This is a genomic window from Gemmatimonadaceae bacterium (assembly GCA_035606695.1).
GTDB lineage: Bacteria > Gemmatimonadota > Gemmatimonadetes > Gemmatimonadales > Gemmatimonadaceae > JAQBQB01.
In genome coordinates this window covers 24,128-50,144 of record DATNEW010000014.1, presented here as the reverse complement: position 1 = coordinate 50,144, position 26,017 = coordinate 24,128, and the positions used below count along the sequence as shown (strand labels likewise).

The window sequence follows — 26,017 nt, the reverse complement described above, 5'->3', positions numbered from 1 at the left end:
CTAAGAACGCTCGTCACATCGATGCTGCCATGAGCACGGCACTCAGGTCGTGCTCCCAGACGTCATCAATGACTACCCGATGTAAGAGCTTTCCGGCACAGGTCGGGTGCGCTGCCATCTCGCTGGTCTTGCGAGCTGCAAAGTCCCAATTGCCGGTGTTGGCATGCAAGCATGCCGCGAGCACGTCGAACTCACGCGGACTGTAATACCGGCTGCAAGGATCGCCCATCGCAGCACGCGTTCGCATGAAATCGAGTCGTGGATGGCCAAGGCGATCCTTCTCTCTGAGCACGTTCTTGCACTCAACAAGCACCGGACGGTTCCCACGCCGCATCTCGACACGGAAGTCAGGCTTTCCGTCCGCCTCAATGCTTTCAACAGATCGCACGTCGTCAAGCGCTTCGAGGCGCTGCTGCAAGTGACGTTCGGCCACCCATCCGCGCACGGCCATCTTGAGCCGCGGTGCACGAGCGATCAACTCCAAGATGTCGGTCGAACCGAGATCAAACTCACGCTCAAGCGCGTGAAGCCGCTTCTTGGAGATTGTGAGAGGCGCGGCCGTTGAAATAACGCTGGGCTCGGTGACCAACCCGGCGCCCAGCGACGCTTTGGCAATCTGCTCGGCGACTAGCTGTCTATGCCCTTGCTCCTCGCCGCGGGCTTCGCGCTCAAACAAGACGTAGCGTAGGAAGTGTTCGGCCGTTCCTCCGACGAGAATCTCGACCGGATCGGCACTCACGGCTCGACGCTGGTCACGCTCCCAAGCATGCCAGCCATCACGCGTGATACTATCGACCTCAGACTGCTTGAACTCTTTCGAGATGAAAAAACGCGTCGGGCTGTTGAGCACTGGATCTGCACCGACGAAAAACTCCATCTCAGGATTGATGCCGAGAAAAAGCGTGACGTAAAGTCCAAATGGGTCTTGCCAAAAGGTGTGAAGCTGGCCGTCCTTTGAACCGTACTTCACTTGAAAGCGGTGCTCGTCGAGGGGCCGGTTCTTCGTCGCACGTGAGTTGGCCAGGAAGGCATACGCAACGATGCCAATCCGCTCTCCCCACGGCGTCAGGAACGACAACCTGAACGGTGCCTCATTTGCAGGCGAGGTGTGGATCATCGAACAGCCACTCTTTCGGAGCGCTGCTTCCATGAACTCGCGCAACGGTTCGCGGTCGCGACTGTTGACACGAAACGTCTCGAACGGCTGTGTGAAGTCGTGTCGCGGCATTGGCCGGGGCGGTAGCGAACTCGATAAGGCGGTGCAATAACAAGATATGTATGCCGCCCAAGATGGAACACCCTTTCCGAGGTGATCCACGATCTTCTTGGCCGGCTCCGAAACTGCGCCGTGTAGGTATACGCCTCATCTACGCCGACCGCCCTCGTGGAGCAGCTATAAACGTCCCGTTTGCGATCCGACTGCCTTCGCTAGTCGAAGCTTATGTATGAACCTCCGCGCGGCATCGTGACTCTCCCGCGCGGCGCTCCAACCGAGCTTTTTCCATCGCTCGCGCGTGATATCGGGATAGAGCGTGTCACGGATGATCTCAAGCGTCATCATCTCTATCGCTTCCTCACGGAGTCTCTCGGTATCGCGGACCATCAGCTCCTCGAGCACCGTCCAGCGATCATCTTCACGCCGAAATGCCAACGCCTTCTCCGCACGCTCGCGAGCTTGCTCCTGCATCTCTTCTGTGATCAGCATGTGTCCCTTCTCCGCTTGCGGCCAAAAAAAAAAACTTGAAGACTCGATTCGCTCGTGGCATGCGCCGGAGCGATATCCTGCCGAAGTCTCCAAGTCTGGGTGTTGCCCTTCAGTTGTATACGGCGTCGTGCCATGCGGTTTTTGTAGGCTACGCGAAAGGCGATCGCCCGTCAACCATCGGCCCGCCAAGCGTATTGCTGGGTAGAACGTCGAGAACATTCACGATGACCAATGCTTGGACGGGTCCCACGCCGGTTCTTGTTCAGGCGCCGCCCACTCGATGCGAAGCGCTTCGTCGAGGCGGTATGTGAGGAACTTGAGAGCCTTGTCCGCATCAACAACCCGCAGGGCCGACGCGAGATGCGGAATGATCTGTTCCGCTTCGTAGTCGTCGAGTCCATACAATTCCGCGTCTTTCCTGTCGCCTCCTCCGAGTAGCGCGGAGATTGACGTGGCGCCTTCAACGACCCGAAGTGCGTCGCGCGCCAACCCAAACGCTTCGGAATGGCCAGCTTCCGCAAGGCTGATGGCAAGTTGACACAGCGTTTCCTGAATCAGGAACGGCGGACTGTTCGCCAGCGCCTTTCGGAATAGCGGAACCAGGACGGCGGCCACGCCGGCCGGCATCGCTTTCGCCGCTTCGGCCGCTGCGTCCCACACGTACGGGTTGGAAAGCGTTTCCGGTATCGATGCGAGCGCATCGCGCACCTCCTCCGGCGCCTTGGATGCCATGCGTCTGAGGTACTCGCCTTCGGACCAACCTTCCCACTTTCGCTGGCCATTCTTATCGATCGGCGGTAGGTCGGGCGGATGCCGAAAGAAGCCGCCATCGAGAAGCGGACGCACCCAGCCGGGGTGATCTAACCGCTTGAAGAAGTCCCATCGCGCTGCTGGCCGACTTATCGCGGCACGGAGGCGCGTAGTGTCGTCTACCGATGGGATCTCTGTTCGGAGTAAACCGTCGATGTCCTGTCGGGCACTGAAGAATGGACCGGTGCGGCCCCAAAGAAGAGCAAGCAGGGTGTTCGCGGCCGCAAGAGCGACCGATGCAGGGGCGGCCTTCTCCGAATTCTTCGGGTAATGCGCACATCTGACAAGTTCGTTGTGCGCCTTGAGCCAGGCTGTTACCGATGGGTGATTGGGCTGGAGACGGAGGGCACGCGCAATCGTGCTCCGATGTTTCTCGTCGTCGCCGATCGTTTGCATTTCTTCGTCGTTCAGCTCGCGCCCATCCTCCGCGAGCCATCTGAGGACGCCCAAACTCAGCTCTCGTCCCGCGTGGCCGAGCATGTGGACGCCCCCAGGACGTTCGATCTCTCGAATCGCCCGCAGCAGAAATACAAAAAGTCCCGCGAGGGCTGGGTCCTCCGCTTCGAGTATTCGGTGCAACTCCGCGTCGCGTTCGCCGAGGCGCGAGTCATCGCCCGGCTGCGGACTCTCGGTCGGGGGCGGTTGGGTCATATCTATCTTTGCAGTCGCCTTTTTCGCCTTTGACGGTCAACGGACGCGGCTTGCGGCTATGGCCGCTCCGTAGCCTTAATCAGCGCCGCCTCCAAGCCTCGGCCCGAAGCGTCGTGCGATAAACCAAAGGCATAGCAGCGCGCCACCGATCGCCATCGTTGGTACCGATCAACGTTCACAAGATAGCCCTCCGAGGGGCTTCACAGGTAGTTCATAACACTCCACGTAACCTGGTCGCGGAAGCGGCCATATGCCGCCGTCGACGTCAACAAGCAGTAGGTGATCTCCGGCACAAGTAGCGGAGCGCAATCAACGCTGAACTCCCGCCCGGCTGCCAACCACGTTCCGATCGCTGAATAGTCGGTGCCGTTCTGAAAAGCGAGCACCCGTGGTATTCGTCGGTCACTCGCGAGACTCGCAATACGACGACACGTATCACGCGCCAACGGCGCCTGCTCCGAACAGATGCATACGATGCAGTCGCCTTGGTAGGTCTGACTCGATCCCTCCGTCCTGAAGTCATCGTCACGATCGAGCCCGAATTGCGTCGTTAGCTGGTATACCCATTCGAAGGACGAATACAACCTGCCGACCGAGATCTCGACATTGGTTTCCGAATCTCCTGCGTTGATTCGTTCCGCTTGCCGGTACCCATGTAGTTCGAGAATGTGTTTGCAGATGGCCTGGAAGAGCCCGGAAGGGGGTGACGCGATAACGGATCGGAGAGGATCGATCCTATGACCAAGGTGGCGTCCCCTGAATGTCGGTCCCTGCAGCGGGATCGCGGCAAGAGTGTGCATTCGTTCGAAAAGCTCCTCATCGAGCAGAGAAGTGAGATCAATATGCACCGACACGTGTTCTTGATCGGCTCGGAACGTGCCTTCCGAGAAGAAGCTGTCACCCCACTCACGCTCCACAATCTCTCGAACTGATTCTGCGAGAAACGTGTCTGCGCTTTCAACGTAAACGCCGAGAAATACCGGCTCGGCTGATGCGTACCAGAATCTGAGCAGCGCAAGCGATACGCGAACTGCGACGTGTGGCTTCGCCTCGAAGGCGCTGCGGCTCAATGTCGACGCATGAAAGCCCTTTAGTTGGAACCATACCCGAGTCGTGGTGACTTCGCGGGCGCCGCCAGCGGCGGGCCGTGTCAGGTGAAGGCCGATGTCGATCCCCGACCGGTCACGCTCGTACGCAATGAATTCGCCATGCTCAGAGCAAATGCGGCGAAATCGTTCTCGATACTTGCCCTCGAAAACGTCATGCGTCCCTACGATAGGCGCGTCAGACGTCATTCGGTCATGCCCGAATCTCGCCATCTGCGAAATGTGAGGTCACTTTTCCCTGAAAAAACATACGGCCGACCGCTTTCGTGCCAATCCGCAATGCTCGGAGGATGGTGATGTGAAACGATCACGGACGCAGGAACGTCGCACCGCAGGATCACGGTGTGATCGCGCAGCCCAGATTCCGATTTCTGCCGACCCCGAGTAACTCGATGCTCGTCGTACAGCGTGTCCGCAATCTCCGACTGCCGCGCGTTATCCAAGAGAGTCCAAGGAACGTCGCAGGTGAACAAGGTGGGTATCCCGATGTTCCTTAACCTCGGTTGAAGGTTCGGTCCGCCTAAACGAATCGCAGTTGCGGCGATAGCCATGATCGATTCGCTGCCGTAGATGAGATAGTGCCCGGCGTACCGGAGCAGCGCTCGATCATCCAAGACGAAGAAAATCCGATCACGATCTAAGTCGAGCTGCGTGTCCGCGATGGCCCGCTCGAGGATCTCACCACTGAGTCCGAGCCGGACGCCAAGGACGTGTCGGGCTCTGTCCACGATGTGGTCGGCGTGGCGAATAAAACCGAGGCTGTAATACTGACTCACATCCTCGGGCCGACACCCGTGAAAAAGCCGGACGGCGCCTATTGATCGCGAGAGCGCATCTGCGATCGCATCGACAGCGTACGCGCGGGGCAGCCGCTCTAGGTTACGGCGCCGCTTTTCGCCTAGCAACGCCCGGCGAACGATCGGAAACCACGTCGCCGGATCGCGCCAGATAAGAACGCGATGCCGCTTCATACCTGTAACATACGCAAGGTTGCCCAGCCGACGTGTCCGATCTTCGGTTCGCTCTGAGGCCGTGGCAAGATAATGGGGCTGGGAGGAATCCTGATCGACAAGCGGTGACCGCGCGAACGCTGTTCGACGCTGATAAACGATCACTCGGTTGGTCCGCGAGTCCAGTCGCGGCGTCAACTCAATACGCAAGGATAGTCGATGCACATCTTCATTGATCCCCGCGTCGAGTCGCTCGTGACAGCCGAAAAGCCGCTGCCACGAACGACATTGGACATGCGCGAGCTGACAGAACTTCACGCACTATGCCGGAACGGCCGTCTCTACGACATCGAGCGCTGGATAGCGAGCGGCCGCCCTTTGCAGGCTGCGCAGGAAGTGACGAACGGACGTGGAACGTCGGCCCTCAACATTGCCCTTGAGGCAGGAAACCACGCGCTCGCTCTGCTGCTCCTTGCGAATGGGTACGACGCGAACAACGACGCTTACAGTCCACTAGATCTCGTTTTGAGCGCGCGACGATTTGACCTTCTCGCGCTGCTCTTAGACTGGGGCGCAACCCACTGCTGGGTTTCGCCAAGCGACACGCGGCGACGAGCCCGCGGTTTCAGAAGGAACTTGATATCGCGCTTGCGCATCATGCCGCCGAGGGAAATGAAAAGGGTGTGCAACTTTGTTTGTGGGCCGGAGCCAATCCCCATCGTCCAGTACCGAGCCTGCGCTATGGAGGAACGACAGCAACATCAAACGAAAGCGACTCCGAAGCCGACGATCAACCGCTCCTGTCCAGTGCAATCCACGAGGCGTGCCAGACGGGCCGCGGTGACATTCTCAAACGTCTCCGTCCCGATCCCGATCATGACGACTTTGAAGAACTCTGGCGTGCTGCGTCAAGCTCTGCGGTCATGGACATCCTCGCCAAACATCGCCTCCCGACGGATGCCGGCGCGGTAATCCAGCACCACCTTTGGTGGGCAACCTTCAGCGAAGGATGGCACCGGCGCGACACCCTCAACCACCTCTTCGAATTAGGTGTTCGATGGGATGAGAGCAATCCAGAGGAAATCGGTCGCTTTCGGAGATCGTTGCTAAAGGCGTCCGATAGCACATTCGTAGAATTAGTCCGAATGCTCGCTCTAGGGGATCACTGTTCGCCCGAAATCCTCCGCGAGCTCGCACGGACACCTTCGATGCTCGCTCGGATGAAGAAGGTCGGCTTCATCGAATCGAGTGGCGAGCGTGAACGATGGCACCAACTCCGCCCTGTTCACTCGCGTGAGGTTCTAAAGAGGTTGGGGATTCAACCTGCCACGCCGAAACGACCAGTGCCTCGCTCCGTCAGGGTTGGACGTTACACTGGAAATGAGATCGAACTTAATCGTGATGAGCTTTTTGACCGTGTTTGGTCGAAGCCAGTCGCGACCGTCGCTAAGGAATGCGGCATTTCTGGTACCGCTCTGAAGAAGGTCTGTAAACGTCTCTTGGTGCCGGTGCCGCCGCGCGGATACTGGGCGAAGCTGAGCGCGGGTAGATCCGTCAAACGTCCACGCCTGCCCGCCTTGCCGGCCGTGGCGAACGACTCTGGAACGAACTGACAGGCGTTCTGTGAGTTCGGGCTACTCGGGCTACGCCTACGACCGGGAGGGAGAGGAATCGACCGACGCTGAATGCGCATGGGAGCTTTCTTCAACCCCAAAAACGGCCCAAACTCAACGAATCTGAGCGAATCTCAACGAATCTCACCGATCCACCGGCGCACGCGAAGCATCGGCGCCGACATAACTTAACGATGTTCAATGATGCTAGAACTTTAATGAGTATATTAACTTTTAATCCGTAGGTCGCGGGTTCGAGACCCGCCCGGGTCATGAGGGGTAAGTCGGTGGTAGGACTGACCAACGGAAAACGCGAACTCAGCGCTTCTTTCGGCGTGGGCGCTTCGCCAACCGGCGTACGTCTTCGGCATCTTTGGATCGCCCCGTCGAAGCCTTGTTTGTCCGAAGTTCGGCGAGACCAATGACGCGAATCATCTGGCCTTGAATGGTGACCGCCGTCGCACCAGCCCAAACTTTTTCGAAGGTGACGCCGTCGATCGCGCTCAACAGATCGATTCTATGCGGAGGCATGCCGAACTGCGTCACCATCGCCGGCGTCATGAGCGCGTCCTCGTCGATAACGTCGGGAGGCGCGCCGAACTCCTCCATCGCCGCGCAGAGACGACGCACGGCCGCCTTTGTCCGGCGGTACAGGAAGTCGATATCGCCTGTCGCCCGAACGACTCCGTGGATTGCGAGCGCATACCCTCCAACGAGCACGACGTCGACGGCGTGCTCGTTGAGACAGGTGATAAAGTCGAGGAAGTCCGGCGACAGAACGTCGTTGTCGTTGCCGCCAGCGCGTTTGCTCACCGGGCGGACGGTTTCCGTGTCCGGCGCTTGCTGGGACGCCGACCGGCCGACGCAATCAGGTATGCCTGTTTCGACACCTGCGCGACAGACGAGAGTCGATCCGATCGCAAGCGGCCTGCTGCCGGCCCATCGTCCTCGTCGTGAAGGTGGATCTGGCGACCCGTCCATGTCTGCCGGCGCCGAGCAGCCCGGGCGGCTCGTTCCAATGTCGGACCAGAGGCGCTCCGAATTTCGGCCGCTGTGCCGTCCGGCGCCCTGGCAATCACCGACACCCCGACTGCGTTCAACAGCTTGAGAGCGGATTCGAGGCTCACGTTGGGACGTTGGCCGCGCTCGAGCTCGGCCACGAGCCGCGTGCTGACTCCGCCACGACGGGCCAACTCCTCCCGACTGACGTTGAGTTGCTTCCGGGCCGTCTTGAGCAAACCGCCGATGGGTTCCGACAGCATCGCACCTCGAGTATTCGGATCATCGAATAATGCCGGCCAGCCAGACTGGCGGCAACCCCTTTATGTTCCAGTCCCTTTATGTACTACGCGGGCGAGGCGAGGACGTTTCTACCCACGGAAACACGGCCGCGCCCCCCCGTTTCCCAGAACCCCAGAAAAACCCCAAACTCCTCGAAGCTGGACGATCCTCTCCAATGTTCAGCGATCATCGCCTGAGGCGGAAACCACCCCGGGCATGCGACTTACCGATACTCATCGATGCTGGACCGTCAATGACGACCCGCTCTTTTGATCCGTAGGTCGCGGGTTCGAGACCCGCCCGGGTCATTTCCAAAGCTCTATCGCCATCGCTCCACGACGGCGGCTTAGCGCCTCTTCCGGGTCCTTCGGAGCAGAAGCTTACGCGCATCCTCCGCGCAACGTCGAACACATAAAAACAGCGCACGGCGTGAGTCGCCAACCTCACGCCGTGCACCATTCGCCGCCCGCGACACCTGCTCAAGCACCAGGGCAGCTATTCACCGCGATCGGACCGCCTCCTTCCTTCTGCTGGAACGTGCCGCCGAGGACTGTTGCGGTGCTGCCGTCGGAGCACGCGACCGAACCGGTGATGGTCAGATTCGTCCTCCGCGAGCCGTATCCCCCGACGTCCACCAGCGAGATCGTTCCGTTGGTCGATGCCTTCCCGGTGAACGGGATGCGCCTCATGTTGTCGATTCCGGTGAGATTGCCCGCGGCGTCCTCGTTGATCGTCAGCGACGCTTGTACCGTAATCGCCACGGCGCCGGTTATGGCCGGCAGAAACGTCTGCGAGCCGGTCCACACGCCAGCCACCTGCGGGATTATCTGTACTCCACCGCCGCCGCCGCCGCCGCCACCGCCCGACATCCGGGCCCCCGCCGGCACCGCCCGGCTGGAAGTGGGAATCGGGCTCGTGGAATCCATGCAAGCACCGAGCAAAAGCGCGGTGGCGAGTGCACCGAGTGACAGTGTGGTCTTGGCGAACATTGGAGTTTCTCGTGGAGGAGATGAGTCGTGGGAGCGTCGCGCCACCGCTTGATGAACGCAAGAACAATTTACGTGTTAAGTATCTGCGCACAATCAGGCATCTCCTGATCAGTCATTACCTTACAGCCAAGTCGACCGCGAACAATGAGACGCCGGCGGCTTGCCGCAGCGAGGTCCGCTAGCGCTCGAGCGGCGGATCGAGCCGCACAAATCGCCCCGCGTCGATCACACCGTTCCGCACCGTGTAGACCGTGATGCCCGACGGCGCGACCAAATCACCGCCGCCGTTTGGGCCAACGACCGCCGCCGCTTGCTCGAAGCGCGTGCGTCCTCCTTCGGTCTCGAAGACCAGCTTCTCCGCGGCGTGCATATGTCCGCCGAGCGCGAGTACCCAGCGGTGTCCGCGCATCGCTCTCATGACGTCCAGGACGTTCGCCACGGTGTGACGATCCGTGGTCGTTCCGTCGATCCGCCTGAGCGACGCGACGAACGACGGCGTGTCCGCGAATCCCGCCAGCATCTCCCACGCGGACGCCATCGGAATGTGATTGAACGTCACGATCGGCACACTCGGCGCGACCGTCGCCAGATCGCGCCGCAGCCACGCGAGCTGCAGGCTGTCGACGCGGCCGTAATACGCCGAATCGTCGGCCATCAGCGTGTTGAGTCCCACGAAGTGCACGCCGCCGTAGGTGAACGAGTAGTAATCCGGACCGCGATACAGCCGATACATCCCACGATCGTACAGTGGATGCGTCGCGGGCACGTGCGAGCGGCTGGGGATGATGCCGAAATGATCGTGATTCCCCGGCACCGTCCACAGCGGCTTCGCGAACCCGCGGGTCTCTGCATCGAAGAGCTCGAAGTACGCCCGGGCTTGGGGCTCCTGCTGGCTCATCGCGTCGCGGATCAGATCACCGGTGACGATGGTGAAATCAGGTCGAAGCGAATCGACGAGTTGGCGGAAGCGCCGCGTGCGGCCGACGTTGTTCGGCTCGATGTGCGGATCGGACGCGTGAATGAAACTGAAGGTGCGCGGCGCCGGCGCAGGCTGTAGCGGGAACATCAGCTGAGAATCCGCGGGAGCCGGCGCGCGCCAGAAGCGGCCGACGCTTCGATAGCCATTCGGAATCGAAACGAAGATGATCCCCGTCGGACCTCGCTCGATTCGCGCGACGCCCGACGCATCCGTTGTTGCGACGTCGCGCTGATTGGAGATGACGACGCCCGGAATCGCGCGTTCACCGGCGTCGCGCACGCCATTGCCATTGTGGTCGTCGAATACGGTCACGCTCAGTGTCCCCTGAGCAGCGACTATCGCGGGCACCATCAGGGAGAGAAAAACAAAAACGAATCGGCTCATCGGTATCCGTCGTGGCGGTCGTGGCCATGTTTGTCGGTCGCGGCACACATGCGCCCGAAACTGACGCGCGCTCTACAGAACGTCGGAAAAACCCAAAACTCAACGCTGTTCGCAAATCCTTACCGATGCTTGACCGCCAAGCGGAGGCCCTCGATGCGCGCGCGGAGCTCCGTCCTTCATCGTCAGTTTACGGAGGAGCCAAAGGCCATGCCCGCCGAGGACAACGTGCGATCGAAGCTCGGCGACGCGAACGTGACGCAGTGCCGATCGTACAGTAATTCCCGGGGGTCGAATGACCCGCTGCGGAGACGCGAACCTGAACGTAGTTTCCCGCCTCCCACGCGCTATCACCGCGACCGCCCCGGAGTTGATCATGTTGTCGACCATCGCCGCACGGCGCATTGTCGCCGCCCTCGTGTGCGTCACACTCTCGTGGACGGTGACGTCGTGCGGGGGCGACACGACCACGTCGCCGACCACGGACACGCCCTCGACCCCATCGTCGCCCGCGACGCCGTCAACACCCTCGACGCCGAGCAAGCCGCCGGTGGTAACCACGGCCGACGCGGCGAATGTCGGCAGCACGGCGGGAACGGTCCACGGAACGGTCGATCCAAGCGGCGCCGAGACGACGGTGTGGTTCGAGTGGGGGACGAATACCAATTCTCTGAATGTCACGTCGACGACCACGAATCCGGTCGGCGTGGTGAACGACTGGGCGGCGACGCTGACCGGCCTGCTGCCGTCGACGACGTACTCGTTCCGTATCGTGGGTCAGAATTCGGGGGGCACCACTCGCGGCGCCTTCAAGACGTTCACGACGTGCGCAGCCGCCGGGTGCTCCGCGGCCACGCCGACGGTGACGCACGTGAGCGTGTCACCGGCGACGACATCGGTGAACGTGGGCTCGACGGCAACGTTCACGGCGACGGCGACAGACGCATCCGGCAGCGTCGTGACCGGCCGCCCGATCACGTGGGCGTCGAGCAACGCGGCGGTGGCGACAGTGGACGCGAACGGCGTCGCGCGAGGCGTGGCCGCCGGGACTGTGCAGATCACGGCGACGATCGGCGGCGTCACCGGCAGCGCGTCGTTGACCGTGGCGGCCGTTGTCGTCAAGGTGGCGACCGTCACCGTGTCGCTCGCGAGCACGACGATCACGGTCGGCCAGACGACGCAGGCCACGGCGACGCTCCGCGATGCGTCGGGGACGGTGCTCACGGGGCGCGCGATCACATGGAGCTCGTCGAACACGAACGTGGCGCGCGTCGACGCGACCAGTGGATTGGTGACGGCCGCCGGCGTCGGCTCGGCCACGATCACGGCGACGAGCGAAGGCATTACCGGAAGCGCAACAATCACAGTGAACGCGCCCGCGGTGGCGCCGACCGCGACGACGAACGACGCCACGAGCGTGTCGACGACCTCGGCGACGCTGCAAGGCACCGTGAACCCGAACGGAAGCACGTCGACGGTGTGGTTCGAGTGGGGCACGAGCACGACGTCCCTCACCGCCACGGGCACGGGAACGAATCCGGCGACCACCGTCACCAATTGGACGGAAAATCTCACCAACTTGCAGCCGTCGACGACGTACACGTACCGCATCGTGGCGCAGAACGCCGGCGGAATCACGCGCGGGGCATTCAAGACGTTCACCACCGGGGCCGTGCAAACCGGACCGACGGGCGATCACACCACGTCGTGGGACGGCGGTGAGAGCGATGAGCCGGTCGCTACGCTCACGGCATCCAACCCGCGCTTCCTCGACAACACGCCGTTCACCCTGACGCAGACGACGACGGTGATCGCGTTCACCGCGCAGCAGTTCACGTCGCAGTTCTGGGTGCTCGATCGCAACAATGCGCAGGCGTTCGTCAACGGGAGCGCGTTCAACGGCTTTCAACTGGCCCCGCTCGGCCAGGCCGGATTGAACTTCGTGACGCTCCCGGCCGGCACGTATTTTCTCGCTGCGCAGCCGAACCAGACCGTGTTCTCGGGCTATAGTAATACTATCTTTATGGAAGTATCATGGGGCACGTTCCCGAAGTGGACGTTCAGCAGCAACGTCCCGCTCGCGCTGTCGGGCGCGAATCCCGGAGCGTGGAAGAGCCAGGGGTTCACGGTGGGGACCAGCGACTACCGCGCCGAGATCGAGACGGAAGGGTCGGACGGGGTGTTCGCGGTGATGACGGCCGCGCAATTCCAGACCTATCAGGCGAAGTACGCGAACGGCTACACGGGCGGCGGCTTCGACGCGATCTTCGCCTGCGGGGGCCAGCAGGGAGGAATCGACCTGGAGATCGAGTGCGAGATGAAGTTGACGCCCGGGAGCTACGTCTTGATCTACATCAACACGAGCAACCGGGTCGCGGGCGGGGCCGGAAACATCAACTTTTACCGGCCGTAGGAGGCGCCCCGATCGTCGCCGCGTGCGACGGACCGCGGACACCGTGCTCGACGCGCTCGCCGCGTCGAGCACGGCCCGAAAACCATGAGTAAGTTTCGGAATGGACCACGTGACATCACCCGGCAATCCCCCGCCCACGTCGAAGGAAAAAAACGCGGTGCAGCGCGAGGTCGGCCGATTGCTCGACGAGCTCGCTCCCGAGAGGACCTCCGCGCACGCGGGCCGTTCGATGGAGGCGATCCAGAGACACCGCACGCCGACCGGCTGCATCCTTCAAGGAGCAAATGCGGCGCTCAGCGTGACGTGGTACGTCGACGCCGCGGAGCGCGGCAGGGTTGGCGAGCTTCAGATCGTGCTGTGGCGCGGGATCGTCTCGCGCCGGGGTTCCGGCAAGACACCGGAGCCGGCGGAAGTGGTCCGGCAGGAAGTGGTGAATCCCGTCGAGCGTCCCACCGACGAGTGCATTTGGCGCTCCGATGACGGAACCGGCTACGACACGACCGGACTGATCGCGCACTGCGTAATGCTCCTCGAGGCGCAGTTGAACAAAGGCGACTAGGATCGAGGCATGACATCCCTTGCGTGTGCGGCACGCACGTTGTGTTTCGCCGCCACCTTCGTGGTTGCGGCAGTTCCACGCGTGACTGACGCGCAGCGAAGCCCCGTCGCGCGTTCGGGAAATCCGATCATTCCCGGCTGGTACGCGGATCCGGAGGCGCACGTGTTCGACGGCGCGTACTGGATCTACCCGACGTACTCCGCGCCCTACGGCCAGCAGACGTTCATGGACGCCTTCTCGTCGAAGGACCTGATCACGTGGGTGAAGCACCCGCACGTGCTCGACACGGCCAACGTCAAATGGGCGCACCGCGCCGTGTGGGCGCCGTCGGTGATCGAGAAGGACGGGTGGTACTATCTCTTCTTCGGCGCGAACGACATTCAGAATGACCAACAAGTCGGCGGCATCGGCGTGGCGCGCGCACGGTCTCCGGCCGGGCCCTTCGTCGACTACATCGGCCATCCGCTGATCGACGCGTTCCACAATGGGGCGCAGCCGATCGATCCGTTCGTATTCAAGGATGCTGATTCGACATATTACATCGTCTATGGCGGCTGGCGGCATTGCAACATCGCCCGGCTGAGCGACGATCTCACGAGCGTCGTGCCGCTGCCCGACGGAACGATGTTCAAGGAGATCACGCCCGCGGGCTACGTCGAAGGCTCGTTCATGCTGCGCAAGGACGGCAAGTACTACTTCATGTGGTCCGAGGGCGGGTGGACGGGACCGAACTACGCGGTGGCCTACGCCATCGGCTCGTCGCCGTTCGGCCCGTTCGAGCGAACGGCCAAGATCCTTCAGCAGGACTCGTCGGTGGCGACCGGCGCGGGCCACCATTCAGTCATACAATCGCCCGCATCGCGGAAATGGTACATCGTGTACCACCGCCGCCCACTCGGCGAGACGGACCCCAACCATCGCGCCGTGAGCATCGACGAGATGCGCTTCGACGACCGCGGCTTCATTCTGCCGGTCAAGATCACGCGCGAGGGCGTACCGGCTGACCCACTCGGACGGACCGAGCACTCCGATTCTTCGTCAGCGCCGCGGCGCTCACCAGCGCCGCGCTAGCCCCGCGCCGATGAACTGCTCGTGCGAGGTCTCGCTGCCAAGACCATGACCGGCTCGAACGTCGACCTGAAAGCGGTCCGTTATGAGAACTGTGAAGCCGCCGTCGACGTCGTTGCCGGACGTACCCGGCCCGCTGCCATGCACGCGGCCGATGGTCAACCCCTCGGCGAAGACTGACACGCGCGGACTCACGGCCCACCAGCCCGCCACGCTCGTCCACGCGCGGGTCGCCCGGCCGGTGCCGGTCTCGATCGCCCCGTAGCCCACGTCCGCGAACAACGAAAATGGGCTCGGCGTCGTCCAGCTGACGGCGACCTTCGCCTCCGGCTGCGCCGCGCCCGCGCTGATGCCGGTGGCGCCGGTGGCGATCGTCGTCGCGCCGAGAAGCGCCGTGTTCGGGATCCACGCATGCACGCTGTCGGGCACCGCGCGGAGATTGACCTTCGCGCCGATCTTCGCGTCCTCGATGCCGCGAACACTCGGCGCGTCGTCGGTCGATCGCGCGGCATAAGAGTTCCCGAATAGACGCAGCTCGGTGCGCGCTCCGACGCCGAATCGAATGAGCGTCTCACCGAACGTCCGGTACTCCGTCGCCGGAGCGCCAAGGGCGGCGCCGACGCGATCGTCGGTGACGCCCGCCTCGAGCTGTACCGCGCGCGCCGGCATCGCCGTCGGCGTGTCCGTGTACCCCGGACGATCGGCAACCACCGGCCCGGGCGCGCCGAACGTGGCGCACGCCGTGAACGCCCACGCGGACAGCCCGCACGCGAGCCAGCCGCGCGATATCGCCTGTCTACAGATACGCCTGCTCACCATGGAGTGATTCATCGAGCCCCAACTCCTCGTCGGCGGTGGTGACCATCACCGGCGTGATCTTGTTGATGATCGCGAGCATGACGTACGTGAAGACAAAGGCGTAGACCGCCGAGCCGATCACCGCCCCCGCTTCCTTCAGGAAGAACGTCGCGTCGCCGTGGACGAGCCCATTCGCGCCGCCATCCGGATTCATCGCGTTGAACGCGAACGCGCCGAGGCAGAGCACGCCGACCACGCCGCCGACGCCGTGCACGCCCCACACGTCGAGGGCGTCATCCCATTGCATCTTGTTCTTGAGGAAAATCGCATAGTAGCACACGATGCTGGCGACGATGCCGATCAGAATCGCCGTCGCGGTGCTCACGTATCCGGCGGCGGGCGTCACCGCCGCGAGGCCGGCGATGGAGCCGGTGAGCAGCCCGACGAATTTCGGCTTTCGCTCGTAGATCCATGCGAGCGTCAACCAGGTGATCGCGGCGAAAGACGCGGCGACGTCGGTGTTGAGAAACGCGAGCGACGTCACGCTGTCGACTTTGAGCTCGCTGCCCGCATTGAACCCGTACCACCCGAACCAGAGCAGCCCCGTGCCGAGTGCGACGAGCGGAATGCTGTGCAGTCCCGTATCGGCGACACGCCGTTTGCCCACGTAGAACACGGCGGCCAACGCCGCGAAACCGGCGGTCGCATGGACGACGATCCCGCCGGCGAAATCGAGCACACCGTTCTGCTGCAGGATGCCGCCTCCCCACACCATGTGCGCGACGGGAAAGTAGACCAGGAGCAGCCACGCCACGAGGAACAACAGATACGCCTTGAACGTCACACGATTGGCGAACGCTCCGGTGATCAGCGCCGGCGTGATCTGGGCGAACATCATTTGATACGCGATGAACACGATCAGCGGAATCGTCGGTGAGCCGGGGAACGGCATCATCGGATCGACGCCGCGAAAGAACGCGAGGTTGAAGTTGCCGATCACGCCGCCAATGTCGGGATTCGTCGCGCTTCCGTGACTGCCGCTGAAGGCCATCGTGTAGCCGCAGACAACCCACAGCACGGTCGTCACGCCCATCGACACGAAACTCTGTATCATGATCGTCAGGACGTTCTTGCGCCCAACGAGACCGCCGTAGAAAAAGGCGAGGCCAGGCGTCATCAGCATGACGAGACTGGTCGAGAGGAGCATGAACGCGGTGTTTCCCGTGTCCCAATGCATCGCTTGTCTCCGGTGGACGAGGAGGGAGGGGTCTGCGGCGACTACCGATGCGACGAACTTCGACTCCACTGCTCCGCCGAAACTACCTGGCTATTGCTCTGTCCGCAGCCCAGGCCCGCACAAAGCCGGCGGCCCGGGGCGGGCGGGCGCACTCGCGGCGACATGGATCGAGTTCCTATATTCCTCGCGGCGTGACGCGAACGGTCTTCCCCTGGAGATCCAAATGATCCGGCCCACGAACTCCGCGGACGATACGCGGCAGGCGACTCCCTCACGGGCCACAGCACGGCGCCGGTTCGAGATCATCCTGATCCGGCCGTCGCACTACGATGACGACGGTTATGTCATCCAGTGGTTCCGGTCGTTGATGCCGTCCAACAGCCTGGCCGTGATGAATGGGCTGCTCGTCGACGCCGCCGAGCGTCACGTGCTTGGTCCGGACGTCGACATCCATGTCATGCCGATGGACGAAGCCAACACGCGCATCAGACCGGACGCATTGATCCGCCGCATCAAGTCCGCGGGCGCCGGCGGATTCGTCGGCCTGGTCGGCGTGCAATCCAACCAGTATCCACGCGCGCTCGACATCGCCCGCCCTTTTCGCGACGCGGGAATCCCCGTCATCCTCGGCGGTTTTCACGTGTCGGGCAGCATGGCGATGGGCGTCGACGAGAGTTTGCAACGCGCGCGCGCGATGGGCATCACGCTCTACGCCGGCGAAGCCGACGGGCGCATCGATGACATCATCATCGCCGCCGCGAAGGGCACGCTCGAACCGGTTTACAATTATCTCAACGATCTGCCGGGCATCAACGGCGCCACGATTCCACATCTGCCCGTCGGCACGGCGAAGCGAACGATCGGCGCGACGATGAGCTTCGACGCCGGCCGCGGCTGTCCGTTCCAGTGCTCGTTCTGCACGATCATCAACGTGCAGGGCCGGAAATCACGCCGGCGCACGCCCGACGACATCGAACAGGTGGTGCGGCGGAATCTCGCGGAGGGCAACGACCGGTTCTTCATCACGGACGACGACTTCGCGCGCAACAAGGACTGGGAGCCGATTCTCGACCGGCTGATCAAGATCCGCAATGAGCCGGGCAATCGCGAGATCACGTACTGGGTCCAGGTCGACACGCAGTGCTACAAGCTGCCGCGCTTCCTCTACAAAGCCGGTCAGGCGCACGTCATCAACATGTTCATCGGTCTGGAGAACATCAATCCGGACAACCTCAAGGCCGCGAACAAGCGACAGAACAAGATTGCCGACTACCGGACGATGATGCTCGACTGCAAGCGCAACGGGTTGGTGACGTGGGGCGGTTACATCATTGGTTTCCCGGGCGACACGAAGGAGTCCGTACTGCGCGACGTCGAGACGATCAAGCGCGAATTGCCGATCGATCTGCTGGAATTCTTCTTCCTGACGCCGCTGCCGGGTTCGGCCGATCACCAGCGACTGGCGAAGGCCGGCGTGCGCATGGACGAGGACCTGAACAAGTACGATCTCAATCATGCGCTGACGGATCATCCCAAGATGTCGAAAGCCGAATGGGAAGAGACGTATCGGGCGGCGTGGCGCAGCTACTACACGAAGGAGCACTGCCGGACGATCATGCGGCGCGCCGCGGCGAGGGGCGTGCATCCCAATCGCGTGTTTCTGCCGCTCACGTCGTTCTATCACGCGGTGATGTTCGAGGGGATTCATCCACTCGAGGGCGGCATTCTCCGGCGGAAAGTCCGCAAGGATCGACGGCCCGGCTTGCCGATCGAGAACCCCATCCTGTTCCACGCGAAGCGTTGGCCCAGACAGCTCGCCGTGAGCTTGCGCTTCGGACTCCGGTTTCTTCACATGGCGTGGATGGGCCGGCGCATCATGCTCCACCCGCGGATGTTCGACTACATGGATCAGGCGTTGGCGCCGATGGACGAGTCGCCGGACGTCGAGCAGCAGACGGTGGAGACATTCGAGCCGAGCCTGCCGGACGTAGCGCCCGGCGTCGAACGAGTGGCGAGCGTGCTGCCCGCCTGAGCGCGTCGCCTACTCCACCCTTGCTGGCCCTGGTGGCGCATGTGATTCGTGCCCCTCAGCCGCTCCTCTCAGCCGCTGATTTCGGAATCCGGATCGTGAACGTCGTACCGGCTTCCGCGGTGGATTCCATGTCGAGCGTGCCGTGGTGTCCCTCGACAATTTTGTCGACGATGAACAGCCCGAGCCCCAGATGCCGCCGGTCGCGAGTTCCGGTGACACCGCGGCCGATGCCCGCGAACAATCGGCTCACCTTCTCAGCCGGAATCGGCGGGCCCCCGTTGTGTACCGAAATGACTGCTTCACGTTCGTCGCCGCGCGCGGCAACACAGATTGGGGCATTGGCATCGCCGTGCTGCACGGCGTTCGCGACCAGGTTCGTGAGCGCCTGCGCGAGTCGCGCTCGATCCCACGAACCCGTCAACACTCCGCTCCGCTGTGTCTCGATTCGCGCATTGGGGTAGGACGCTCGGATTTCATCGGCAACTTCGCCGACCACATCGCCCAGGTCCATAGCGGCGGGTGTGATTGGCATTCCATCGCCGAGCCGGCTCAAGGCTAGATCGAGCAAGTCTTCAACGAGCCGGCTCATTCGGCGTTCGGCGCTTTCAACGGCTCGAACGAGCGTTGTTTGTTCGGCGTCGAGAACGCTGGACTCGAGCAGAAAGGCTGCCGACGTCGCAATGGCGCCAAGCGGATTTCGGAGGTCGTGTCCGAGCACGGCCAGGAAACGCTCTCTCGTTTCGTCGCTCGCCTTCGAATAGCGCGCGAGGGACTCGGCGATCGCTTGATCGATCGCTTCGTTGAAGCGAACGAGATCGTCGAGCTCCGCCTGACCGAATCCGTCCTGCTGCGCCGTCCAGAGTCGCGTGACGCTCGCCCGTAACGCGCGAAACTCGGCGACCATCTGTCCGACGGTAAACCCGCTTGCCGCGCGCCCATACCCGTGCTCGGCGGCGGCAGAAAGCGTTGCTCGTCGTTCGGCCGGTGCCAGCCCCTTGGACTTCTCGGTCTGCTCGCGTGCCGTCTGCGGAGTTTCCAGATCGGCCGCGATTACGTCGAGCATCGCTCGCGCGTGATCGCGGAGCCCGACGACGCTCATCGACTCGCCGAGCGGCAGCGCGCGGGCAAATGTTTCCCATTCCGTGAGGATGCGGCTGCTGTGCTGACGGATGAAACTTGATAGGTTTGGCATTCTAATACTGGAACAATGCGCCGTCGGGCGCGTCTGTGGAACCAGCGGTCTGTGCTGTTGCGCGTGCAGCGGCTATATTACGACAATAGCTGGTGAGCGGCGTCGCTCGCTCCCTTTGGCCTTCGTGCGCCGCGTCGTCGCGCCGGATCCCCGAGCCCCTTGGTCAGCCTGCTCGTGGACAAGCCGGAGGCCCCATGAACGACGCACGAAACGCGACCTCGTCGCTCCGCGCATGAGCAATACCCAACCGTTCGGCTCGCACTCGACCGTGCGCTCGCCAACGGCGACGCCGGCGCAGGTGGCGTGCGAGGCCGCGCCGTTTCCCGTGAAGACACCGGCGAACCCGATCGAAACATTGTTTCCCGATTGGCGGCAGCGGTTGGGCCGCAATCTGTCACGGCGCAGCGACAGCCGTTGGGAACCGCTGACATGGGTGCACCCCGCGGACGAGTAGCAGATCCCCAACCAGGACCGATCATGACCGTACACGAATTCGACGAGTACCGCGACACGCCGCTGTGGGCGGCGGTCGAGGCCACGCTGACCGAATTGGTGGCGTCGCGCGAAGTCGCAGTAAACACCGCGCCGGCGTACGTGATCGGGTATCTGTGTCAGGAGCTCGTCGCGAAGAAACTTGTCGCGCTGAGTGCCATTCAGAAATGATCGTCGCACGACGGCGCCTCGAAGCCTCACTTCTCCCGCGCCGCCTATGCCGTTCCGTGACGGGGTTGCGTCCGCTGAGCTGAACCATTCGCCGCAGCCGCCGCCAACAAATTCGCCATCGGCTCGTCCCGCGAGCCATACCGCGCCCACCCTTCGGCAGTCGACTCATAGCGATAATCGGTCATCGTCAGATCGGCGCCGCGATCGATGAGAAATCTGACCGCGGCATCGTTCCCCTGAATCGCCGCTTCGTGCAGGATGCTCGCCGGCTCGTGCGTCGCCCAATCCGTGTTGACGTCGGCGCCGCGCTCCAGGAGGAACGTCGCGATGTCGAAGTGCCGATTCAACACCGCCCACGCAAGCGCGACGTCCAGGACCTGCTGCGTCGTCGGCGGTCCCCAGTGAAGATCGGCGCGGGGGAATTGCGGATCGCTGGCCGGGTAGTGGTGCGCGAGCGCTCCAAGAGCGGGGTGGCCGCCCGCGTCGAACCAGCCCGCCACCGCCGCGGCATCGCCGAGGCCGGCGGCGTGCGGCAAGTCATTCGGCAGCGGCCAGATGCGCGTCAGCAGAGGAACGATATGCGCATTTCCATATGAGAGTGCTTGTATGATGTGCGTCGAGCGCGGTGGTGGATCGGCGCGCAGGATCGCCGGATCGCGCTCGAGCAGCGCCGCGATGAACGTCTCGCGGTCCTTCTCGTAGCAGGCGGGCAGCATCAATTCCGCCTGGACATGAATGAACGACGGTTGGAGCACCCACGATTCATCGTCCAGCCAGCGGCGAAACGTGGACAGATCGCCGCGATCGCGTGCGCGCGCCAATTGTAGAACGACGAATGTCTCCCACGGCACCATCTGCGGATCCTGCCACAGGAGGCTCGGCTGCCGCTCCAGAAAATCGACGAAGGCCTGCCGGCCGTCGCCTGAATGCCAGCGGTCGATGCGACGACCAAGCTCCGGATCGAGCGCGATCGCGCGTTCGAGCAGCCGCCGCGCGACGCCTGTATGCCTGAAACGGCACGCCGTCATGAGCGCCTGATGAATGCGAGTTTGCTCATTGGCGACTTCCTCTGCGCGACTCGGTCCGCGCGACTCCTCGAGCAGCGCGCGCACCATCGCATCATCGCCGAGCGCGGCGAGAACTTGCAGCGTTTGCGGCAGCGCGTTTCTTCGCGCGAGCAAATGGAGCATGCCCGACGCGCCCGTCTTGATCACGTCCTCCCACGTCGTGCGTTCGACGACCGCGCCGGCGTCGATCAGAATCTCGGCCGCGGTCGGTCGCGTGTACGTGCGCTCGCGCTCCGGATCCGAGCAATCCATGGCGTAGGAGGTCGTGGCGTCGAGCAGCGACTGACCCGTCTCGTCGCGCCACGAAATGAGCACCGGGTAATCCGCCAACAGCGTCCGCAGGCGCTCGTGATTCTCGTCGTGAATCGCCACCCGTGCCTGCGACACAGCCCAATCGATCTCACCGCCAATGCGTTTCTGCACCTCGGCCGAGAGCGCGGGCCAGCCGGCGAACCCGTACTCGCGCGCGATGACGAGCTGCGCGTCGCGATTCGAGAGTGGGAGCTCGGCTCCCGGCATCTGCGCGTGGATGCGGGCGATCGCTTCGCCGTGCCCGGCGGCGGCGTCGCGGGCGAGTCGCTTGGCTTGTTTGCGCAGCGAGTCGAGCGACGGACGCGCGGGTAGATCTCGTGCGTGGGACATAGCGCCTCCTTTCACGAAACGCCTGTACCCGCTGACGAATCAGGCTGAAAGAAGGTGCACGGCACCGCATTTCAGAACTGTGACAGGTGGGAATGCTTCCCTGGCCGCGGGTCGGAGGCGCCCTGTCAGGCGCGCTGCCACGGAGTATCGCGGCGGCCGGCGCCGGTGTCAAACGCGAGAGCGTTCGCTACGCGTCAGAGTCGCGACGTGAGCGGCAGGAGGCTCACTACCCGGGTACCGGGCCAGTCCGGTGTCACCTCTCTAACTTCCGACGCAGTCGACTCACCACCGGACTTCGCATGCTCGACACCGTCCGCCGCGACCTGTCATACACCGCGCGTACGCTGCGCCGCTCGCCGACGTTCAGCGTCACCGTGGTGCTCATCCTGGGCCTCGCGATCGGCATGTCCAGCGCGATGTTCACCGTCTTCCGCGCCGTGCTCCTCGAACGCCTGCCGGTTCAGCAGCAGGACCGGATCGTCGAGCTCTCGGGCGTCGCCGGCGGCGCCGCGAGCGAGGTGCCGATCCTTCCGTCGCAGCTTCGCCGCCTGCGCGATCAATCGCGAACCCTGCAAGCCGCCGCGGGCATGGCGCACTGGCGCGTCTTCGCCGACGCGTTGCTCGACGGCGACCGGCGGCTCTCGCTTCGCGAGGCCGTCGTCACCGACCAGTTCTTCAACGTGCTCGGCGCCAGACCCGCGGCGGGCAGACTCTTTCACACCGGCGACGCCGTGCAGTGGGGCGCAGCCATCACCGGTCGCGCACCGGTGGCCGTCCTGAGCCACGCGGCATGGATGCGGTATTTCGGCGGCGATCCATCGATCCTCGGCCGCAGCATCCGCTCACCGAAGATGAACTGGACGATGACGATCGTCGGCGTCGCGCCGCCAGGCCTCGATTATCCGCGCGGCGTCGAGTACTGGGTTGCCGCCGACTACGGAAGTCTGGACGTCGTCGCTCGGCTCGCTCCCAATGCCACGCCGGAAACCGCGCGGCAGGAATTTCAAGCGTTCCTGGCCCACGATCCCGACGTCGCAAAGTACGAAGGCGGCAGCGCGCTCGGCGCGCAGGTGCATACGCTCACGCAGATGGTGATTGGCGACGCACGCCCCGCGCTTCTCGCACTCGGCGCGGCGGTCGCGCTGCTCCTCGTGCTCGCGTGCACCAACATCGGCAACCTCCTGCTGCTGCGGGCCGCGAGCCGAGTTCGAGAGATGGCCGTTCGGCGCGCGCTTGGCGCGTCGGCGGCGGACCTCGTGCGTCAGTTGCTCTGCGAGAGCGTGCTGCTCGCGCTCGCCGGCGGAACACTCGGTGTGCTCCTCGCACGCGTGCTGCTCGACGCGCTCGTGCGACTCGCGCCGACGGGCCTGCCGCGCACCGATCTCATTACGGTCGCCGGAACGCCGCTGCTCGCCGGTGCCGTCGTCACGGCTGCTACAGCCGTGCTGTTCGGCGCGATTCCGGCATTCGTCGCGGTACGCTTCGATCTCTCGTCGCCGCTGCGCTCGGATACGCGCTCGGGCACGGAGGGACGGCGACTGAGAAGAGTACGGCAGGCGCTCGTCGCGTCGCAGATCGCGCTCGCGATGATCGTGCTCGCCGGTGCGGGGCTGCTCGTCCGCAGCCTCGCGCGCCTGACGGCGCTCGACCTGGGTTATGAGACTGCTCATGTAACAATGCTCAATTTCTCGCTCCCGTGGGTACAGTACGCCGGCGATTGCAAACCCGCGGGAACGCTGACCGCGGCCGATAGCGTGCGATGGAACCGGTGCTACTCGACAACGAACTACACCGCGCACGAGCGCGTGATGACGAATCTGCGCGCCGTACCGGGCGTCGAGGCCGTCTCGCCGGAGGCGGTGCCTCCCTTCCTCGGAACCAATGTCTGGGAGGGCCGCTTCGCCGCGCAGGAGCAGACCACCGCGGAGTCGAAGGCGAACCCGTGGTTTGGTTTTGACGCGGTGGGGCCGGAGTTCTTCCGCGCGCTGGGCGCCCCGATCGTCGCCGGCCGAGCGTTCACGGACGCCGATAACGAGGATGCGCCGCGCGTCGCCGTGATCACCGAGCGAGTCGCCAAGCAGCTCTGGCCGAATCAGTCGTACCAGTCGGTCGTCGGCAAACGCCTTCGTGAGAGCGAAGATCAAACGCCGGATTCGCTCATCACCGTCGTCGGCGTCGCGCGCGACTTTCACTACCGCCAGCATCGAGAGAGCACGCCGACGGTGTTCAGACCATATCGGCAGGTGCTCGCGCAGGGCTATCTCGTCGTGCGCACGCACGGCTCCGGTGTGTCCGCCAGCGCGATGCGCCGCGCGGTGGAAGACGCCGGCGGCGGCGCGACCTTCATCCGCGCGGAGTCGATGGACGATCTCATCGCGCCGCAGCTCGCGACGCCGAAGTTCGACGCACTGCTGCTCTCGATCTTCGCGCTCGCGGCCGTCGTGCTCGCGGCAGTCGGCCTCTATGGAATCATGGCGTCCGCCGTCGCGCAGCAGCAGCGCGAGCTCGGCATCCGCATGGCACTCGGCGCGACGTCGAACGGCGTGCGCAACATGGTGTTGCGGCAAGCATTCACGGTCGCGGGCGCCGGAACGATTGTCGGCCTTGCCGGCGCGTTGGTTGGCTCACGCCTGTTGACGTCGATGTTGTTCGGCGTCACGCCGTTCGATCCGCCGACGCTCGCCGGTGTATCGCTGCTCCTGCTCGCGATCGCGGCGGTGGCGGCCTACATCCCGGCGCGACGTGCAACGACGATCGACCCGGCGAGAGCCTTACGGGCCGAGTGAGCGTTCATCGACCGCGAACCTGCCAAGGACCTCGACCAGCTCGTCCGGGTCGATCGGCTTCGCGAGATGCAGTGCGAATCCCGACGCCTCGCTGCGCGCTCGATCCTGCGCCTGGCTGTACCCACTCAGCGCAATCAGCACGGGCGATGAATCGCCGAGACGCGATCGCAGCTCGCGCGCGAGGGCGTAGCCGTCCATGCCCGGGAGTCCGATGTCGAGAATCGCAATCTGCGGACGGAAGACTTCCGCCACCGCGAGCGCGTTGATCGGGTCGAGCGCGGCGCGCACCTCGAACCCCATCGAGCCGAGCAACCTCGAGAGTCCGTTCGCGACGTCGCGATGATCGTCGACGAGCAGTATGCGCGCCGTGGTCGGACGTTTGGCGTGAACATGTGCCAGCGGCGGTTCTGCCATGGGCTTGGGTTCCTGCGTCGCCGCGGGCAATCGCACGACGAACTCGCTGCCGCGGCCGGGTCCGTCGCTGTGCGCGGTCACCGTGCCGCCGTGCAACTCGGTGAGCCTGCGCACGAGCGACAGCCCGATGCCGAGCCCACCTTGTGAGCGATCCGAACTGCGCGCGCCCTGCACGAACGTCTCGAACAATTCGGGCAACAGCTCCCGATCGATGCCGGCACCCGTGTCGCGAACGCGCACGACGACGGAATCACCCTCGCGCACGCCGGCGATGGAGATCTTTCCGGCGAACGGCGTGTAGCGCGCGGCGTTCGAGAGCAGATTGTCGAAGACCTGCGTGAGCCGCACTTCGTCACCCTCGATCGCGAGTCCGTCGGCTGGGACCGAGATCTCGAGATCGTGGTGGCGCTCCTCGACGAGTGGCGCGGTCGCCGCGACCGCGCGCGCGATGACGGTCGAGAGCTCCAGGCGAGTCATCGCCAGCGTCACCCGGCCTCGCGCCACGCGCGACACGTCGAGCAGGTCGTCGACGAGGCGAACGAGGTGCTTCACCTGGCGGACGATCACGTCGAGATCGTGACGCGCCTCGGCGTCGACCCGATGCTCGAGCAGGCGTGCCGAAGTCAGAATCGGCGTGAGCGGATTGCGCAGCTCGTGCGAGAGCAGCGCCAGGAATTCATC

The 26,017-nt window shown here is 63.6% G+C and carries 20 protein-coding genes; 7 read left to right on the top strand and 13 right to left on the bottom strand.

The annotated features are described in order from the left end of the window. Positions 1–13: 13 nt before the first annotated feature. The 8 genes from VN706_04835 to VN706_04800 all read right to left on the bottom strand — a co-directional run bounded on the left by VN706_04835 (position 14) and on the right by VN706_04800 (position 10,396). Positions 14–1,228 carry a hypothetical protein gene (locus VN706_04835; protein HXT14931.1) on the bottom strand — a complete coding sequence of 405 codons (1,215 nt, stop codon included), beginning with the start codon at positions 1,226–1,228 and terminating at the stop codon, positions 14–16. Positions 1,229–1,393: 165 nt separating this feature from the next. Continuing rightward, positions 1,394–1,924: a hypothetical protein gene (locus tag VN706_04830; GenBank protein ID HXT14930.1), complete on the bottom strand. Its 531-nt coding sequence runs from the start codon at positions 1,922–1,924 to the stop codon at positions 1,394–1,396. Further along, a complete protein-coding gene (locus tag VN706_04825) occupies positions 1,925–3,166 on the bottom strand; it encodes a hypothetical protein (protein HXT14929.1) in 1,242 nt (413 codons plus the stop codon). It abuts the gene before it with no gap. Positions 3,167–3,366: 200 nt separating this feature from the next. Further along, positions 3,367–4,461: a hypothetical protein gene (locus VN706_04820; GenBank protein HXT14928.1), complete on the bottom strand. Its 1,095-nt coding sequence runs from the start codon at positions 4,459–4,461 to the stop codon at positions 3,367–3,369. Then, positions 4,458–5,243: a hypothetical protein gene (locus VN706_04815; GenBank protein ID HXT14927.1), complete on the bottom strand. Its 786-nt coding sequence runs from the start codon at positions 5,241–5,243 to the stop codon at positions 4,458–4,460. The genes VN706_04820 and VN706_04815 overlap by 4 nt, the downstream gene beginning before the upstream one ends. 1,910 nt (positions 5,244–7,153) lie before the next feature. Further along, complete coding sequence (locus tag VN706_04810; protein HXT14926.1) at positions 7,154–7,648, bottom strand: nucleotidyltransferase; 495 nt, start codon at positions 7,646–7,648, stop codon at positions 7,154–7,156. A 947-nt stretch (positions 7,649–8,595) separates the two neighbouring features. Next, positions 8,596–9,105: a hypothetical protein gene (locus tag VN706_04805; GenBank protein ID HXT14925.1), complete on the bottom strand. Its 510-nt coding sequence runs from the start codon at positions 9,103–9,105 to the stop codon at positions 8,596–8,598. Positions 9,106–9,283: 178 nt separating this feature from the next. Next, complete coding sequence (locus VN706_04800; protein HXT14924.1) at positions 9,284–10,396, bottom strand: metallophosphoesterase; 1,113 nt, start codon at positions 10,394–10,396, stop codon at positions 9,284–9,286. Between the two features lie 445 nt (positions 10,397–10,841). Between VN706_04800 and VN706_04795 the strand changes: the two genes are divergently transcribed. The 3 genes from VN706_04795 (at position 10,842) to VN706_04785 (ending at position 14,508) form a co-directional block, all read left to right on the top strand. After that, positions 10,842–12,878, top strand: coding sequence for an Ig-like domain-containing protein (locus VN706_04795; GenBank protein ID HXT14923.1), 2,037 nt, complete (start codon positions 10,842–10,844; stop codon positions 12,876–12,878). A 100-nt stretch (positions 12,879–12,978) separates the two neighbouring features. Next, positions 12,979–13,437 carry a hypothetical protein gene (locus VN706_04790; GenBank protein HXT14922.1) on the top strand — a complete coding sequence of 153 codons (459 nt, stop codon included), beginning with the start codon at positions 12,979–12,981 and terminating at the stop codon, positions 13,435–13,437. 9 nt (positions 13,438–13,446) lie between these two features. After that, positions 13,447–14,508 carry a glycoside hydrolase family 43 protein gene (locus VN706_04785; protein HXT14921.1) on the top strand — a complete coding sequence of 354 codons (1,062 nt, stop codon included), beginning with the start codon at positions 13,447–13,449 and terminating at the stop codon, positions 14,506–14,508. Here VN706_04785 and VN706_04780 read toward each other — a convergent pair. Together VN706_04780 and VN706_04775 are read right to left on the bottom strand one after the other, a co-directional pair. Next, positions 14,491–15,336, bottom strand: a complete 846-nt coding sequence (locus VN706_04780) for a transporter (protein HXT14920.1) — start codon at positions 15,334–15,336, stop codon at positions 14,491–14,493. The genes VN706_04785 and VN706_04780 overlap by 18 nt on opposite strands. Then, positions 15,302–16,540, bottom strand: a complete 1,239-nt coding sequence (locus VN706_04775; GenBank protein HXT14919.1) for an ammonium transporter — start codon at positions 16,538–16,540, stop codon at positions 15,302–15,304. Before VN706_04775 ends, VN706_04780 begins: the two co-directional genes overlap by 35 nt. Positions 16,541–16,763: 223 nt before the next feature. Between VN706_04775 and VN706_04770 the strand changes: the two genes are divergently transcribed. Beyond that, positions 16,764–18,572, top strand: coding sequence for a radical SAM protein (locus tag VN706_04770; GenBank protein ID HXT14918.1), 1,809 nt, complete (start codon positions 16,764–16,766; stop codon positions 18,570–18,572). 55 nt (positions 18,573–18,627) lie between these two features. Here VN706_04770 and VN706_04765 read toward each other — a convergent pair whose 3' ends face one another. Next, positions 18,628–19,764, bottom strand: a complete 1,137-nt coding sequence (locus VN706_04765; GenBank protein HXT14917.1) for a sensor histidine kinase — start codon at positions 19,762–19,764, stop codon at positions 18,628–18,630. A 232-nt stretch (positions 19,765–19,996) separates the two neighbouring features. Between VN706_04765 and VN706_04760 the strand changes: the two genes are divergently transcribed. Together VN706_04760 and VN706_04755 are read left to right on the top strand one after the other, a co-directional pair. Beyond that, positions 19,997–20,218 carry a hypothetical protein gene (locus tag VN706_04760; GenBank protein ID HXT14916.1) on the top strand — a complete coding sequence of 74 codons (222 nt, stop codon included), beginning with the start codon at positions 19,997–19,999 and terminating at the stop codon, positions 20,216–20,218. A 23-nt stretch (positions 20,219–20,241) separates the two neighbouring features. Beyond that, positions 20,242–20,427, top strand: a complete 186-nt coding sequence (locus VN706_04755; GenBank protein HXT14915.1) for a hypothetical protein — start codon at positions 20,242–20,244, stop codon at positions 20,425–20,427. A 44-nt stretch (positions 20,428–20,471) separates the two neighbouring features. On the opposite strand, the gene VN706_04750 is transcribed toward VN706_04755, so the two are convergent. Beyond that, positions 20,472–22,136, bottom strand: coding sequence for an ankyrin repeat domain-containing protein (locus VN706_04750; GenBank protein ID HXT14914.1), 1,665 nt, complete (start codon positions 22,134–22,136; stop codon positions 20,472–20,474). A gap of 299 nt (positions 22,137–22,435) precedes the next feature. Here VN706_04750 and VN706_04745 point away from each other — a divergent pair, with 299 nt between their 5' ends. Then, positions 22,436–24,922, top strand: a complete 2,487-nt coding sequence (locus VN706_04745) for an ADOP family duplicated permease (GenBank protein ID HXT14913.1) — start codon at positions 22,436–22,438, stop codon at positions 24,920–24,922. Here VN706_04745 and VN706_04740 read toward each other — a convergent pair. Then, positions 24,908–25,963, bottom strand: coding sequence for an ATP-binding protein (locus tag VN706_04740; protein HXT14912.1), 1,056 nt, complete (start codon positions 25,961–25,963; stop codon positions 24,908–24,910). The genes VN706_04745 and VN706_04740 overlap by 15 nt on opposite strands. Between the last annotated feature and the right edge of the window lie 54 nt (positions 25,964–26,017).